This is a genomic window from Priestia sp. SRI_019, from assembly GCF_057586255.1.
Map to the genome: position 1 here is coordinate 224,401 of NZ_JBYCZN010000001.1, position 14,404 is coordinate 238,804.

At 39.0% G+C, this 14,404-nt stretch carries 13 protein-coding genes and 1 other annotated feature; of the genes, 12 read left to right on the forward strand and 1 reads right to left on the reverse strand.

Going from position 1 to position 14,404, the window contains the following annotated elements:
• The first annotated feature begins 3 nt into the window (after positions 1–3).
• The 6 genes from hemC (at position 4) to ysxE (ending at position 6,463) form a co-directional block, all read left to right on the forward strand.
• On the forward strand, positions 4–936 hold the full coding sequence (gene hemC / locus AC2YJL_RS01095; RefSeq protein ID WP_016765662.1) for a hydroxymethylbilane synthase: 933 nt from the start codon (positions 4–6) through the stop codon (positions 934–936).
• Entirely contained in the window at positions 936–1,709 is a 774-nt protein-coding gene (locus tag AC2YJL_RS01100) for a uroporphyrinogen-III synthase (RefSeq protein ID WP_251568855.1), read from the forward strand. Before hemC ends, AC2YJL_RS01100 begins: the two co-directional genes overlap by 1 nt.
• A 17-nt stretch (positions 1,710–1,726) precedes the next feature.
• A complete protein-coding gene (hemB, locus tag AC2YJL_RS01105) occupies positions 1,727–2,707 on the forward strand; it encodes a porphobilinogen synthase (RefSeq protein WP_050688573.1) in 981 nt (326 codons plus the stop codon).
• 16 nt (positions 2,708–2,723) lie between these two features.
• Positions 2,724–4,013 (forward strand): glutamate-1-semialdehyde 2,1-aminomutase, encoded by a 1,290-nt coding sequence (gene hemL / locus AC2YJL_RS01110; protein ID WP_251568853.1) that lies wholly within the window; start codon positions 2,724–2,726, stop codon positions 4,011–4,013.
• 147 nt (positions 4,014–4,160) lie between these two features.
• Positions 4,161–5,336 (forward strand): stage VI sporulation protein D, encoded by a 1,176-nt coding sequence (gene spoVID, locus AC2YJL_RS01115; protein WP_487374615.1) that lies wholly within the window; start codon positions 4,161–4,163, stop codon positions 5,334–5,336.
• A gap of 77 nt (positions 5,337–5,413) precedes the next feature.
• Complete coding sequence (gene ysxE, locus AC2YJL_RS01120) at positions 5,414–6,463, forward strand: spore coat protein YsxE (protein ID WP_195695857.1); 1,050 nt, start codon at positions 5,414–5,416, stop codon at positions 6,461–6,463.
• A gap of 11 nt (positions 6,464–6,474) precedes the next feature.
• Here ysxE and AC2YJL_RS01125 read toward each other — a convergent pair whose 3' ends face one another.
• Complete coding sequence (locus AC2YJL_RS01125) at positions 6,475–6,672, reverse strand: hypothetical protein (protein WP_013059354.1); 198 nt, start codon at positions 6,670–6,672, stop codon at positions 6,475–6,477.
• Between the two features lie 230 nt (positions 6,673–6,902).
• Positions 6,903–7,147, forward strand: a binding site (T-box leader).
• A gap of 82 nt (positions 7,148–7,229) precedes the next feature.
• Here AC2YJL_RS01125 and AC2YJL_RS01130 point away from each other — a divergent pair.
• The 6 genes from AC2YJL_RS01130 (at position 7,230) to AC2YJL_RS01155 (ending at position 14,307) form a co-directional block, all read left to right on the forward strand.
• Positions 7,230–9,872 (forward strand): valine--tRNA ligase, encoded by a 2,643-nt coding sequence (locus tag AC2YJL_RS01130; protein WP_013059353.1) that lies wholly within the window; start codon positions 7,230–7,232, stop codon positions 9,870–9,872.
• A 96-nt stretch (positions 9,873–9,968) separates the two neighbouring features.
• On the forward strand, positions 9,969–11,267 hold the full coding sequence (locus AC2YJL_RS01135; RefSeq protein ID WP_195695859.1) for a bifunctional folylpolyglutamate synthase/dihydrofolate synthase: 1,299 nt from the start codon (positions 9,969–9,971) through the stop codon (positions 11,265–11,267).
• Positions 11,268–11,423: 156 nt separating this feature from the next.
• Positions 11,424–11,981 carry a DUF420 domain-containing protein gene (locus AC2YJL_RS01140; protein WP_013059351.1) on the forward strand — a complete coding sequence of 186 codons (558 nt, stop codon included), beginning with the start codon at positions 11,424–11,426 and terminating at the stop codon, positions 11,979–11,981.
• Positions 11,982–12,168: 187 nt separating this feature from the next.
• Entirely contained in the window at positions 12,169–12,363 is a 195-nt protein-coding gene (locus AC2YJL_RS01145) for a hypothetical protein (protein WP_153254643.1), read from the forward strand.
• On the forward strand, positions 12,360–13,115 hold the full coding sequence (locus tag AC2YJL_RS01150) for a prepilin peptidase (RefSeq protein ID WP_050688568.1): 756 nt from the start codon (positions 12,360–12,362) through the stop codon (positions 13,113–13,115). The genes AC2YJL_RS01145 and AC2YJL_RS01150 overlap by 4 nt, the downstream gene beginning before the upstream one ends.
• Before the next feature lie 118 nt (positions 13,116–13,233).
• On the forward strand, positions 13,234–14,307 hold the full coding sequence (locus AC2YJL_RS01155; RefSeq protein ID WP_230933648.1) for an SPOR domain-containing protein: 1,074 nt from the start codon (positions 13,234–13,236) through the stop codon (positions 14,305–14,307).
• Positions 14,308–14,404: the final 97 nt, after the last annotated feature.

The following is a 14,404-nucleotide window of genomic DNA, read 5'->3' on the forward strand; positions in this document are numbered from 1 at the left end:
AACATGCGAAAAATTATTGTCGGCTCTCGTCGAAGCAAACTTGCGTTAACACAGACCAAGTGGGTCATTGAACAGTTAAAAAAACAAGGTCTTCCTTTTGAATTTGAAATTAAAGAAATGGTTACAAAAGGGGACCAAATTTTAAATGTAACGCTGTCCAAAGTAGGCGGTAAAGGTCTTTTTGTGAAAGAAATTGAACAAGCCATGTTAGATGAAGAAATTGATATGGCCGTTCATAGTATGAAAGATATGCCAGCTGTTTTGCCAGAAGGATTAACGATTGGATGTATTCCTTTACGAGAAGATCATCGTGATGCGCTTATTTCAAAAAATGGTGAACGATTTGAGGAGCTGCCAAGCGGTGCTGTGATTGGAACAAGCAGCTTGCGTCGAGGGGCACAGCTTCTATCTATGCGTTCAGATATCGAAATTAAATGGATTCGAGGAAATATCGACACACGCTTAGAGAAATTAAAAAATGAAGATTACGATGCGATTATCTTGGCCGCTGCAGGATTATCTCGTATGGGCTGGTCGAGAGATACGGTCACTCAGTACCTAGAGCCGGAAATAAGCGTTCCCGCTGTAGGACAAGGAGCTTTAGCTATCGAATGCCGAGAAAATGACCATGAATTATTATCGCTTCTTCAAGCTCTAAATCATGATGAAACCGCTCGTGCTGTTAGAGCTGAGCGCGTATTTTTAAAAGAGATGGAAGGCGGATGCCAAGTGCCGATTGCGGGTTATGGGCGTATATTGGACGGCGGAAACATTGAGCTAACGTCGCTAGTCGCGTCTCCTGATGGCAAAACGATTTACAAAGAGCAAATTACGGGAAAAGACCCCGTTGCTATCGGTTCAGAAGCTGCTGAGCGCTTAACATCTCAAGGAGCTAAGCTTTTAATTGACCGTGTAAAAGAGGAGCTGGACAAATAATGAGTCATGAGGCTCCTCTTTTTTTAAAAAAAGTTTTGATTACAAGAGAAGCGAAGCAGGCTCATTCATTTGCAGCACAGATTAAAAAGCTTGGAGGCATACCTTTAAGCTTACCAGTCCTCACGTTCGCACGTTCTAACAATGAAAAAGAAGTGGAAGATGTCCTGCTGTCGATTGACTGTTTTGATTGGGTTGTTTTTACAAGTCAAAACGGCATTTCTTTTTTCTTTGAATGGCTAAAAGAGTTAAATATCAGTGCGAGTGCCTTAAAAAGATTAAAAGTGGCTGCGGTTGGAGAAAAAACCGCAAAATTGCTAGAAAAACATGATGTTAATGTGCAACTTGTTCCAAAAGAATACGTTGCGGAATCACTTCTTGAGTTGTTAAAAGCAAATGTGTCACGTCACGAGCGAGTTCTCCTTGTACGAGGACAATTAGCCCGCTCTGTTTTAAAAGATGGGTTAAAAGAGTGTGAGGTAACGGATTTAGTTGTATATCAGACCATTCGAAATCAAGACTCTGAACGCTTGATTAAGCAACATGTAGAAACAGGAATTGATGCCATTACTTTTACAAGTTCTTCTACAGTTAGATTTTTTGTCGAGTCAGTTAAAGATATTCCGAATTGGCTTGAGCTTATAAATAGAACCAAAGTTGTTTGCATCGGCCCTATTACGAGTCAGACAGCGAGCGAATATGGAATTAAGCATCTTGTTCCTAACACATACACAATAAATGGTATGATAGACATGTTGGTTAGTTGTTTTGAATAATAAAGGAGGATTTTAACATGAAAGATTTACAATTTACACGTCATCGTCGTCTTCGTAATTCTGTAAATATGCGTGCGCTTGTACGTGAAACACATTTACATTCTGAAGACTTTATATATCCTATTTTTATTGTAGAAGGTGAACAAAAAAGAAATGCTGTAAAATCAATGCCAGGTGTGGATCAAATTTCTTTAGACTACTTGAATGATGAAATCCAAGAGTTAGTTGATTTAGGAATCAAGTCAGCTATGGTATTTGGTGTTCCCGCTGAAAAAGATGCGGTCGGATCACAGGCATACCATGACCACGGAATTGTTCAAAAAGGTATTCGTCAAATTAAAGAAAATTTTCCAGACTTTGTTGTTATCGCAGATACATGCTTATGTCAATACACAGATCATGGCCACTGTGGTGTAATTGAAGACGGAAAAATCCTAAACGATCCTAGCCTTGACTTATTAGCGCGTACAGCGGTTAGTCAAGCTAAAGCAGGAGCGGATATTATTGCGCCTTCAAACATGATGGACGGTTTTGTGGCAGCTATTCGCCACGGTCTAGACGAAGCTGGATTTGAAGATGTGCCTGTGATGTCTTATGCTGTTAAATATGCGTCTGCTTTTTACGGACCATTCCGCGATGCAGCGCATTCTTCTCCTCAATTTGGAGACCGTAAAACATATCAAATGGACCCAGCCAATCGCTTAGAAGCACTTCGAGAAGCAGAATCTGATGTAGAAGAAGGAGCAGATTTCTTAATTGTAAAACCAGCTCTATCTTATTTAGATATTATGCGCGATGTGAAAAATACGTTTAATTTACCGGTAGTGGCTTATAATGTGAGCGGTGAATATTCGATGATTAAAGCGGCAGCTCAAAATGGCTGGGTAAATGAAAAAGAGATTGTTCTTGAAAAATTAATTAGCATGAAGCGTGCAGGAGCGGATTTAATTGTAACGTATCATGCTAAAGACGCAGCACGCTGGTTATCTGACAAGTAATTAAGGAGGCTTACACATGAGAAGTTATGAAAAGTCAAAAGCAGCTTTTTTAGAAGCGCAGCAATTAATGCCGGGTGGAGTAAACAGTCCTGTTCGTGCATTTAAATCAGTAGATATGGATCCTATTTTTATGGAACGAGGAAAAGGCGCTACGATTTACGATATTGACGGCAACAAATATATTGACTACGTCTTATCATGGGGACCTTTAATTCACGGACATTCCAACGATCAAGTAGTTGAAGCAGTAAAAAAAGTAACGGAATCTGGTACAAGCTTTGGTGCACCAACATTAATTGAAAATGAGCTTGCTAAGGTTGTGATTAAGCGCGTTCCTTCAATCGAAATCGTCCGTATGGTGAGTTCAGGTACGGAAGCAACGATGAGCGCACTGCGTTTAGCACGTGGCTATACGGGCCGCAACAAAATTTTAAAATTTGAAGGCTGTTACCATGGACACGGTGACTCTCTTCTAATTAAAGCTGGCTCAGGCGTTGCAACGTTAGGTCTACCAGATAGTCCGGGAGTGCCTGAAGGAATCGCTAAAAACACGATTACAGTGCCGTACAATGATCTAGAAAGCGTACAATATGCTTTTAAAGAATTCGGAGATGACATTGCCGGAGTAATCGTTGAACCGGTAGCAGGAAATATGGGTGTGGTACCGCCTCAGCCAGGTTTCTTACAAGGGCTTCGTGATATCACATCAGAATATGGCTCACTGCTCATCTTTGATGAAGTAATGACAGGGTTCCGCGTAGCGTACAACTGTGCACAGGGATACTACAACATTACGCCTGACTTAACTTGCTTAGGAAAGGTAATCGGTGGCGGTTTACCAGTAGGTGCTTATGGCGGTAAAGCTGAAATTATGGAGCGAGTTGCACCAAGCGGCCCGATTTATCAAGCAGGTACATTATCAGGTAATCCGCTTGCGATGACAGCTGGATACGAGACGTTAACGCAGCTGACACCTCAATCCTACGATGAGTTCATTCGTAAAGCAGATCGCTTAGAAGAAGGATTGATGGCAGCAGCTGAAAAATATGATGTGCCGTTTACGGTAAACCGAGCTGGTTCAATGATCGGTTTCTTCTTTACAAACGAACAGGTAATAAATTACGAAACAGCGAAAACATCGAATTTAGATTGTTTTGCAGCTTACTATCGTGAAATGGCTAATGAAGGCGTGTTTTTACCTCCTTCTCAATTCGAAGGAATGTTTTTATCAACTTCTCATACAGATGCAGACATTGAACATACAATTGCAGCAGCTGAAAAAGCTTTTTCAAAGTTGCGTGGATAAACAGCTAAATAAGATTGTCTTTTATATCAAAGCTTACGGAGTATTCCGTAAGCTTTTTTAGTTTTAAAGACATATTTTAATTTATTTGTTCATACATCTTTAATGACCGCGCTATTACCTGGCGGGTGTTGGAAGGGGGAGAACAATTTGTCGCAGGATAATTTATCATGTCTGCGTTTTTCCGTAGAAGAATCAGTATGGTTTCAAAAAGGACAGGAAGTCTCACAACTTTTGTCTATCTCCTTAGAGCCTCAAGTATCTATTCAAGAATATGACCAATACGTGTCTATTCGAGGAGCATTACAATTAACAGGTGAATACGAAACGTACGAGGGAGAGCACTCGTTACGCGAATATACAAATGAGAATCAAGTGCAATCTATCTCTGTCCGTGAAGACGGAACGGCTGAATTATCACATCAATTTCCTGTTGATATTACCATTCCTAAAAATCGTATTCAAAGTATTGAAGACGTATATGTATCTATTGATTTATTTGATTATGAATTGCCAGGCACAAATCAGCTGCAGCTAATGGCTGACTTGTCCATCACAGGATTGTACGGAGAACAGCATGAAGAACGAGAAGAAGAGGAAGAGGAAGAGTTTTCGGAGGAACAGCACATCGTCTCCTATGAAGAAGTGGACGATGCTGAAGAGGTATATACTGAAAACGTTGCTCAAGAAGAACAAGAAGAACAAGAAGAACAAGAAGAACAAGAAGAACAAGAGTTTGACGTAAGCTATCGTGAAGCTCCCGCACTTTTAGAGGCAGAGGCTATTGAAGAAGATCATTCAGAAGAGCCCCCTAGTTATTTTTCATCTGTATTTAAAAAAGAATCTCGTGCTGAGCAGGTCGTGGAATATGAAGAGGAAGCATATGAACCATTTGAAGTCGAAGTGAAAAAAGAAGCCCAAATCGAGGAAGAAAGAGAAGACAACGTGATTGAACTGTTTCAGCTTCGTCAAGAGCAAGAAAGCTTCGAAGAATCGCAAGCTAGTGAATTGAATACGTATGCTGACGTTCAACAAGAGGCTGAGCAAGAAGAAGTTGAACAAGAAAAGGAAAAGATTATTGTTGAATTTCGGAAAGAAGAAAATGAAAGCGGCCGAAATGAAAACGCCCTTTATTTAACAAAGCTCTTTTCGCGGGAAGAAGAAGCTTTTTCAACGTGGAAGCTTTGTATTGTTCAAGACGGAGATTCGCTTGATACGATAGCAAACCGCTATAATACGAATGTACAAAACATTTTACGAGTAAATAATTTAGAAGATGAATATGAGCTGGAAGAAGGAAGCATCTTAAATATTCCCGTTCGTTAAAGTCGGAAAGAAAACAGTTTTGACGCATATAATGTCTTAACTGTTTTCTTTATTTTTTACGAGGAAGGAGAATATAGATGCAGCGGACAGTAGCAGACTATAAAGTATTGTTAAAAGAATATGACTTAGATGTTGACTTTATCGAAGACTACGGAAAAGTAAAAAAAGTCTATACGAAAACCGGCGTGTTTGCGTTTAAAGAAATGGCGAATCATCAAGAACGAAATCAAAACTTCATTCAAAAGCTGCAGAACGTGTATCAAAAAGGATGGATGGGATTTGTCCCTATTTATCAAACGAAGCGTTCTCAGCCCATTGTTTCAGATGAAAGCGGCTCGTATTACTTAATGCCGTGGCTCCCAAATAATCCGGCCGAAGAGCGTGATATTCGATATCATAAATTATTTCAAGAGCTTGCTAAGCTTCACGGCGCTTCGGCGCAGGAAGTAGAAGTGAAAAAAGAAGATATAGAAAATCATTATACATCGATGAAAGAAACGTGGGAAAAACGTCAGGAAGAGCTGAAGCAGTATGTAGTAGAATGTGAGAAGAAAGTTTATATGTCCCCGTTTGAATTGCATTACTGTACGTTTTATTATGAAATGACAAGAGCGCTTGAATTTGGTTTTGGAAAGCTCGATCAGTGGAACGATGAAATGGAAGAAAAGGAAAAGATCCGGCTGGTTACTTCTCATGGAAAGCTATCGGCTAAACATTTTATCTATGACGAGCGGGGAAATGGTTTTTTTATTAATTTTGAACATGCAAAAGATGCTTCACCTATTTATGATTTAGTCTCATTTTATTTCCGGACTCTTCGCACATACCCAGTAACGACTTATGACAGCTATGAGTGGTTTAGTACGTATGAAAAACATTTTGCTCTCAGAGAAGAGGAACGGCTGCTTTTACACAGTTATTTGGCGTTTCCAGAGCCCCTGTATCAGTGTATCGTTCAATATAGGCAGCATAAAGAAAGTAAAACAGAGCTTGAACATATGCAGTCATTTATTCGAGCATACTGGCTGACGAAAAACATTGAACAGCTCAATATTAAAATATTTGAAGTAGATCAGCAAAAAAAAATGGCAGCGGAAGCAGCTGCACAAGCCCAAGCGAACGAATAGCGCTTGGGTTTTTAAATCCAGTCGGAATATAAAGCAACCGCTAGTATGGCAAGCAGTGCCAACAACAGTACATCAAAGGTTGTAGGGAAAAATAGTGTACGTATACCTTGAAAAATTGTTAAAGGAACAATAAACTGTCCACAAGCTGCTCCTGCTGTTTTGAGCCACCGCTGCAGTTGATACGAATTTACATTTATTCGTTTCTTCATTTGTACATGCCCCTTTCAATCCACGTGCCCAGGTTAAAGTAAGTATATGAAAAAAGAAAGAAATGGTGCCATTTTTTTAAGTGGGCTCTTCATTTTATTTCCAAAATTAGCGAGCGAATGAAAAAATAAAGAGCAGAACAAAAAAATTATGAATATAATCATAAAAAAATGGAGAAGATTATTGACGATTCAACATTTTTTCATATAGTATAATTAAGAGAAATTCATACATAAATACAGTGAATAGGAAGAGTACGGGATGTTCGTCTTTCAGAGAGAGAAATCAGTTGCTGTGAGATTTCTTAAGAATGTGCACTCGGAATGTCGCCTATGAGTAGCTTTTTTGAACAGCTGCATAGTTCAGTAGAAAAAGCCGGTTAATCAACCGTTATGAAATGAAGTGTATAGGCTTATCAAACGGGATACGTCTATAAAAAAAGGTGGTACCGCGAAATCAACTCCTTTCGTCCTTTTATTAGGAAAGGAGTTTTTTTATGTTTATAAAAGCTTTACACAGTTTCTAAAGACTGAAACTTTATATTATGGAGGTATACATTATGTCTGAAAAAGAAGTGACTCTTCCAACGAAGTATGATCCAAAAGCCGTTGAAGAAAATCGTTATCAGTATTGGTTAGACGGGAAGTTTTTTGAAGCAACAAATGACCCTGAAAAAGAGCCATATACAATTGTAATTCCACCCCCAAACGTAACGGGTAAGCTGCATTTAGGCCACGCTTGGGATACAACGTTACAAGACATCTTAACGCGTATGAAACGCATGCAAGGCTATGACGTTTTATGGCTTCCTGGCATGGACCATGCGGGGATTGCAACGCAGGCAAAAGTAGAAGAAAAGCTTCGCAGCGAAGGGAAAAGCCGCTACGATCTAGGTCGCGAAAATTTTGTAGCCGAAACGTGGAAATGGAAAGAAGAATATGCAAGCTTTATTCGCCAGCAGTGGTCGAAGCTAGGACTTGGCTTAGACTATTCACGCGAGCGCTTCACGCTTGATGAAGGCCTTTCTAAAGCAGTGCGCGAAGTATTCGTAACGCTTTACAAAAAAGGGTTAATCTATCGCGGAGAATATATTATTAACTGGGATCCAGCTACGAAAACAGCTCTTTCAGACATCGAGGTTATTTACAAAGATGTACAAGGTGCGTTTTATCATATGCGCTATCCGTTGGCAGATGGTTCTGGACATATTGAAATCGCAACAACTCGTCCTGAAACAATGCTAGGAGATACGGCTGTAGCTGTTCACCCTGAAGATGATCGCTATAAGCACTTAATCGGCAAAAAGGTTGTCCTTCCGATTGTAGGTCGTGAAATTCCAATCGTAGGCGATGATTATGTAGATATGGAATTCGGTTCTGGTGCGGTGAAAATTACGCCTGCTCATGACCCGAACGATTTTGAAATTGGAAACCGCCATAATTTAGAGCGTATTTTAGTGATGAATCAAGACGGTACGATGAATGACAAAGCAGGTAAATATGAAGGAATGGATCGTTTTGCTTGCCGTAAGCAAATTGTTAAAGACCTTCAAGAAGACGGTGTATTGTTCAACATTGAAGACCACATGCATTCAGTAGGTCACAGTGAACGAAGCGGCGCCGTTGTTGAACCTTATTTATCAACTCAGTGGTTTGTAAAAATGCAGCCTTTAGCAGATAAAGCAGTAGATCTTCAAAAACAAGAAGAAAAAGTAAACTTTGTGCCTGATCGTTTTGAAAAGACATACTTACACTGGATGGAAAATATTCGCGACTGGTGTATTTCGCGTCAGCTTTGGTGGGGACACCGCATTCCAGCTTGGTATCATAAAGAAACTGGAGAAGTATACGTAGATCATGAGGCTCCAGCAGATATCGAAAACTGGGAACAAGATTCAGATGTATTAGACACATGGTTCAGTTCAGCGCTATGGCCATTCTCAACAATGGGCTGGCCTGATGTGGATGCAGCTGATTTCAAACGCTACTACCCAACAAACGTGCTTGTAACGGGCTACGATATTATTTTCTTCTGGGTATCTCGCATGATTTTCCAAGGTCTTGAATTTACGGGTAAACGTCCGTTTGACGATGTACTCATTCACGGTCTTGTACGAGATGCTGAAGGTCGTAAAATGAGTAAATCACTTGGTAACGGTGTAGATCCAATGGAAGTAATCGAGAAATACGGTGCAGATTCTCTTCGCTACTTCTTATCTACAGGAAGCTCACCAGGACAAGATTTACGCTTCAGCTTTGAAAAAGTCGAAGCGACGTGGAACTTTGCAAATAAAATTTGGAATGCTTCTCGTTTTGCATTAATGAATATGGACGGCATCACATTTGAAGAGCTTGATTTATCAGGCGAAAAGTCTGTTGCTGATAAATGGATTTTAACGCGCTTAAATGAAACGATTGAGCACGTAACAAAATTAGCTGACAAATATGAATTCGGTGAAGTTGGACGTATTCTCTATAACTTTATTTGGGATGATTTCTGCGATTGGTACATTGAAATGGCTAAACTTCCTCTTTACGGAGAAGATGAAGCAGCTAAAAAGACAACTCGCTCAATTTTAGCTTATGTACTTGATAACACAATGCGACTTTTACATCCATTCATGCCGTTTATTACCGAAGAAATTTGGCAAAGCTTGCCGCATGAAGGCGAATCAATTACAGTAGCTAAATGGCCGGAAGTACGCCCTGAGCTTTCTGATAAAGAAGCAGCTAACGATATGCGTTTACTTGTAGATATTATCCGTGCTGTTCGTAACATTCGTGCTGAAGTGAACACGCCGATGAGCAAACAAGTAAAATTATTTATCAAAGCTAAAGATGAAAATATTCAAAGCCAGCTCGAAAAGAACCGTGCGTATGTAGAACGTTTCTGTAATCCAAGTGAGCTTGTGATTTCAACAGATGTTTCATTAGATGAAAAAGCAATGACTGCTGTTGTAACAGGCGCAGAATTAATTTTACCTCTTGAAGGTTTAATTAATATCGAAGAGGAAATCGCGCGTTTAGAAAAAGAATACGACAAGTTAAACAAAGAAGTAGAACGTGTACAAAAGAAATTAAACAACCAAGGCTTTATTGCAAAAGCGCCTGCTAAAGTAGTAGAAGAAGAGCGTGCAAAAGAGCAGGATTATGTTGAAAAACGCGAAGCTGTTCAGTCTCGTATTGCTGAATTACGCGGATAATCAACGGGTTAATGAACCAACAGAAAAAGCGTGGCTTGTATAGCGACGCTTTTTCTCTACATAATAATAGCGATGGAAAAGAAAGGTGAATAAAAGATGATAACGACATATGAAGAAGCGCTTGATTGGATTCATAACAGACTTCGCTTTGGAATCAAGCCGGGGTTAGAACGAATGGAATGGATGCTAGAGCAGCTTGATTTTCCGCAGCAAAATCTAAATGCTATCCATGTTGCTGGGACCAATGGTAAAGGTTCTACCGTTTCATATTTGCGAAACATGTTAGAAGAAGCAGGGTATAAAGTTGGAACCTTTACTTCTCCTTATATCGAAACATTTAATGAGCGGATCAGCGTGAATGGACAGCCTATTTCAAATGAAGCAATGACCGCTCTTGTTCAGGAAATAAAGCCTGTTGTGGAGCGACTAGAACATACAAGTTTAGGATCAGCAACGGAATTTGAAGTGATTACAGTCATGGCTTTTCTTTATTTCGGCTATCATGAGTCAGTTGACTATGCTGTGTTTGAAACAGGGCTTGGAGGACGGTATGACTCAACAAACATTGTGAATCCTATGGTGAGTATTATTACAAACATTGGATTTGATCACATGGCAATACTAGGTGATACGGTAGAAGAAATTGCATCAGAAAAAGCGGGGATTATTAAAAAAGAAGTCCCTATTATTACTGGTGCAGAGCAAGTAAAGGCGCTTGATGTCATTACTGAAGAAGCAAAGTCAAAGCAGGCTTCGTTATTTGTGTTAGGAAAAGATTTCGACATTAAAAACTATGAGCCCTTAGCAAACGGGGAAGGCTTTGCGTTAAACACGCCGTATGGCATATTTGAAGACGTGAAATTAAATATGCTTGGCTATCATCAAGTGAAAAATGCAGCTTTGGCTCTCATGGCCGTTTGTTATTTAAAAGAAAAGAAAAAGCTTTCTATCTCCAATGAGCAAATGATAAAAGGGATTCAGCATACAAAGTGGAACGGCCGCTTTGAGATAGTGAATGAGCATCCTTTAACGATTATTGATGGGGCTCATAATGCAGAAGGCATTGATAGCTTGTTATCTACTTTACGCCTTCATTATGAAGATCGAGACATTCATTTAGTTTTCAGCTGCTTAAATGATAAAAGCGCTGATCGAATGGTCCAAGAGCTTGAAACAATCGCTGCAAGTATTACATTTACGTCGTTTGACTTTCCTCGTGCTCGCGCAGCTGGGGAGCTTTATGAGATGAGTACTCATCATAATAAGCATATGGACGAGGAGTGGAAAAAAGCAATTGCTTACGTAAAGGAAAAGGCGACAGGGGAACAAGACATGGTCGTGATTACGGGCTCTCTGTATTTTATATCAGAAGTGCGGGCTTTTCTTCTAAAATGAGCAAAAGCAGCAAGTGAAATCTTGCTGCTTTTAACATAATGTGAGGAAAGGATACGGATAATAAGGAAGCACTAAGTTCAAAGTATTGTCACTTTCACCCCCTAGGTAAGTGATATATAATAAACATGTACATCACTAAATAAGGAGATTGTTAACATGAGTAAGAATAATGAAAAAATTGTACCGAAAAGTAATAAAAACTTTACCGGTATTATTCTTACCTTTTCAGTGATAGCGAATGTTATTATTTTACTGCTATTCTTTTCGAATATTGGCTATCAAGGAAAAGTAAGTTTTGATTTGACTATCTTTCCACGGTTAAATGCTATTTTGAATAGTTTTACATTTATTTTTTTAGTTGCAGCGTTGATTTCAATTTTTAGGAAAAATATCAATGCTCATAAAGGTTTTATTTTAGCAGCATTCACTTCCACACTGCTCTTTTTAGTTTCATATTTAACGTTCCACTACATTTCTACAGAAACAGCTACGTTCGGTGGAGAAGGAATCGTTCGTCCCATTTACTTCTTCATTTTGATCACACACAGTTTCCTAGCAGCGATTATTGTTCCGCTGGCACTGTTTGCACTTGTGTGGGGCTGGACAATGCAAGTTGAAAAACATAAAAAAATTGTGCGATGGACAATGCCAATCTGGCTTTATGTAAGTCTTACAGGTGTAATTGTCTACTTATTTATGGCTCCTTACTATTAAAAGACGTCTGCTTTTGCAGACGTTTTTTTTTATGCTGTTTTTGGTTTTTAATGGTATAATCCTTATTACCTATAAAAAGTGTGTTTTAAGGAAGGAGGCATACAGAATATGACTTTTATGGGTATTATGATTCAGTTTATTAATAACGGAGCTGTTTGATACTAATCAATAAAGGAGAGATATTGAAATGAATAAACTGTCAGCGAGGAATAAAGGAATTTCTCTAATGAACGTGATCATACTGGTTATCATAATAGGTCTTCTAGCAGCTTTTCTCATTCCGTTTATTGGAAACTATTTAAAGGAAAAAGATACGTTCCTTCACTCAAAAGAACATCTACAATTAGTAAACAAGACGCCTGATATGGAAGAAATAGTATGAGTTTAATTTATCTCTATGCATTTGTTTCAGGCATCACGTTAGGTTCATTTTATAACGTAGCAGGCCTTAGAATTCCTCAGAAAAAATCTATTTTGTCTCCAAGATCTCATTGTCCACACTGTTTATATGTTCTTTCTCCACAACAATTAATTCCCATAGTCTCCTACATCAAAAATGCAGGAAAATGTAGTATGTGTCGCAAAAAAATCTCCTTCATCTACCCATTCATAGAATTTTCGACAGGAAGTTTATTTGTATATGCTGTTTTTAGATTGAATACGACGTTAGAACTGATTGTCATATTAACCTTTGTTTCTTTTTTAACAATTATAGTTGTCTCAGATATAGCCTATATGATTGTCCCAAATAAGGTGCTGCTTTTCTTTTTGCCTATCTTTCTTCTTGAGCGTCTTTTCATTCCATTAACTTCGTGGAGTGATTCTTTAATGGGAGGAGGAATCGCATTTTTTCTCCTTTTTCTAATCGCATTTCTCAGCAGAGGAGGGCTTGGAGAAGGAGACATTAAATTGTATGGTCTGATTGGTATTGTGCTTGGAGTGAAGCTTGTTTTGCTATCGCTTTTTTTAGCTATATTAATAGGCGGAACCGTTAGTATAGGAGGGTTATTAATGAAAAAGGCAAAGGTAGGTGTACCAATTCCTTTCGTTCCTTTTATTTTTATAGGGACAATCGCTGCTTATTTTCATGGAAACGAATTGATAGATTGGTATGTTAGCAACTATTTTTATTGAGCTTCAAGTCTTCGACAAATTTAAAATTTCTGTAACTAAATAGCGAAAACCTTTTGTAACAAGACGACAAATGTCTTGTTATTTTTTTTTTCTTCTATGATAGCATGGAAAAAAGTGTATGTTTTATGTCGGTTTACCTCAGCTTGCAACCGGTACTAAGACTACGTTAACTAAAGGCGGTGGGGCAGTGGACAAGCAGGAACGAAAGATTTCAATTAAAATCAATGGTCAATCCAAGGAAGAACAAGCGCCAGAAAAAGACGAATTTACGTGGGTTCTTCCGGAACCGTCATCCAAAGATTCTCATGTGGAAGAAAATAAAGTGGTGTTTATTGAAGATGTAAGAAATGAAAAAAAGAAAAAGCCGCGATTACATCCTAAAAATGTTTCGATTAAAACGGTAAACGGCGGTGTGATCAAACGAACAGCTGTGATTGTACTGCTAGCAGTCGGAATAGGCAGCGGCATTGGTATGGTCGGTGTGAAAATGATGACAGGAAGTGAACAGCCTGTAAGCAAAGCACAAACAAGTGAGCAAACGAAAGAAGAAAAAGCTGCTCAAACAGCCTCTACCAATGAAAGTGTTGGTAAAGCTGAAAAGAAAAGCGAACAGGAATCGAAGGGGACGTCAGCTGCTGCTTCTACTTTAGAACCTTTTTCCTTTTACATTGTACAAGCAGGTGCCTTTTCATCAAAAGCTGCTGCGAACAAAGCAATGGATAAATGGAAAGAAGAGAACCAAGCAGGCGAGATCTTTTCACCTAAAACCTATTCTCTGGTCGTTGGTGCTGCCACTGGAGAAGAAAAAGCGGAGGCGCTTAGTAAAACGTATAAACAACAAGGTAAAGATGTATATGTAAAGTCTTATGAAATTAAGCCCACTAGCGAATTAGGGGAAAAAGATCAAACGGTTATAACAACAGCGCAGCCGTTTATGGCTAATCTTTTAGATCAATCTGTTAAAGCGATTGAAGGAGAGCGGGTAGCGGATATCAAATCTCTGAAAAAAGAGCTGACAAAAGTTCAGAAAGAAGCGTCAAATGAAGACATTAAAACCATGGTGAGCACCCTTCAAAAAGCTGCGGCTTCTCTTTCTTCATATGAAGACAATAAAAGCAGTAAAGATGCTTGGCTTGCTCAGCGATACGTGTTAAAAGCTCTTCAGCAGTATGAAAGCCTTGTAACGTCTTAACGAGTGAGGTAGTGTAATGCTGCCTCACTTGTTTATTGTCATTTGGAGATGAAATTGCTAAAATAACGGTGTGTCCTTCTTTTTTAAATCAAAATGC

Coding starts and splice junctions, on each gene's coding strand:
- AC2YJL_RS01100 (WP_251568855.1), top strand. CDS start 936: ATGAGTCATGAGGCTCCTCTTTTTTTAAAAAAAGTTTTGATTACAAGA.
- hemL (WP_251568853.1), top strand. CDS start 2,724: ATGAGAAGTTATGAAAAGTCAAAAGCAGCTTTTTTAGAAGCGCAGCAA.
- AC2YJL_RS01155 (WP_230933648.1), top strand. CDS start 13,234: ATGTTTTATGTCGGTTTACCTCAGCTTGCAACCGGTACTAAGACTACG.
- AC2YJL_RS01145 (WP_153254643.1), top strand. CDS start 12,169: ATGAATAAACTGTCAGCGAGGAATAAAGGAATTTCTCTAATGAACGTG.
- AC2YJL_RS01130 (WP_013059353.1), top strand. CDS start 7,230: ATGTCTGAAAAAGAAGTGACTCTTCCAACGAAGTATGATCCAAAAGCC.
- AC2YJL_RS01135 (WP_195695859.1), top strand. CDS start 9,969: ATGATAACGACATATGAAGAAGCGCTTGATTGGATTCATAACAGACTT.
- AC2YJL_RS01125 (WP_013059354.1), bottom strand. CDS start 6,672: ATGAAGAAACGAATAAATGTAAATTCGTATCAACTGCAGCGGTGGCTC.
- hemB (WP_050688573.1), top strand. CDS start 1,727: ATGAAAGATTTACAATTTACACGTCATCGTCGTCTTCGTAATTCTGTA.
- AC2YJL_RS01150 (WP_050688568.1), top strand. CDS start 12,360: ATGAGTTTAATTTATCTCTATGCATTTGTTTCAGGCATCACGTTAGGT.
- ysxE (WP_195695857.1), top strand. CDS start 5,414: ATGCAGCGGACAGTAGCAGACTATAAAGTATTGTTAAAAGAATATGAC.
- AC2YJL_RS01140 (WP_013059351.1), top strand. CDS start 11,424: ATGAGTAAGAATAATGAAAAAATTGTACCGAAAAGTAATAAAAACTTT.
- hemC (WP_016765662.1), top strand. CDS start 4: ATGCGAAAAATTATTGTCGGCTCTCGTCGAAGCAAACTTGCGTTAACA.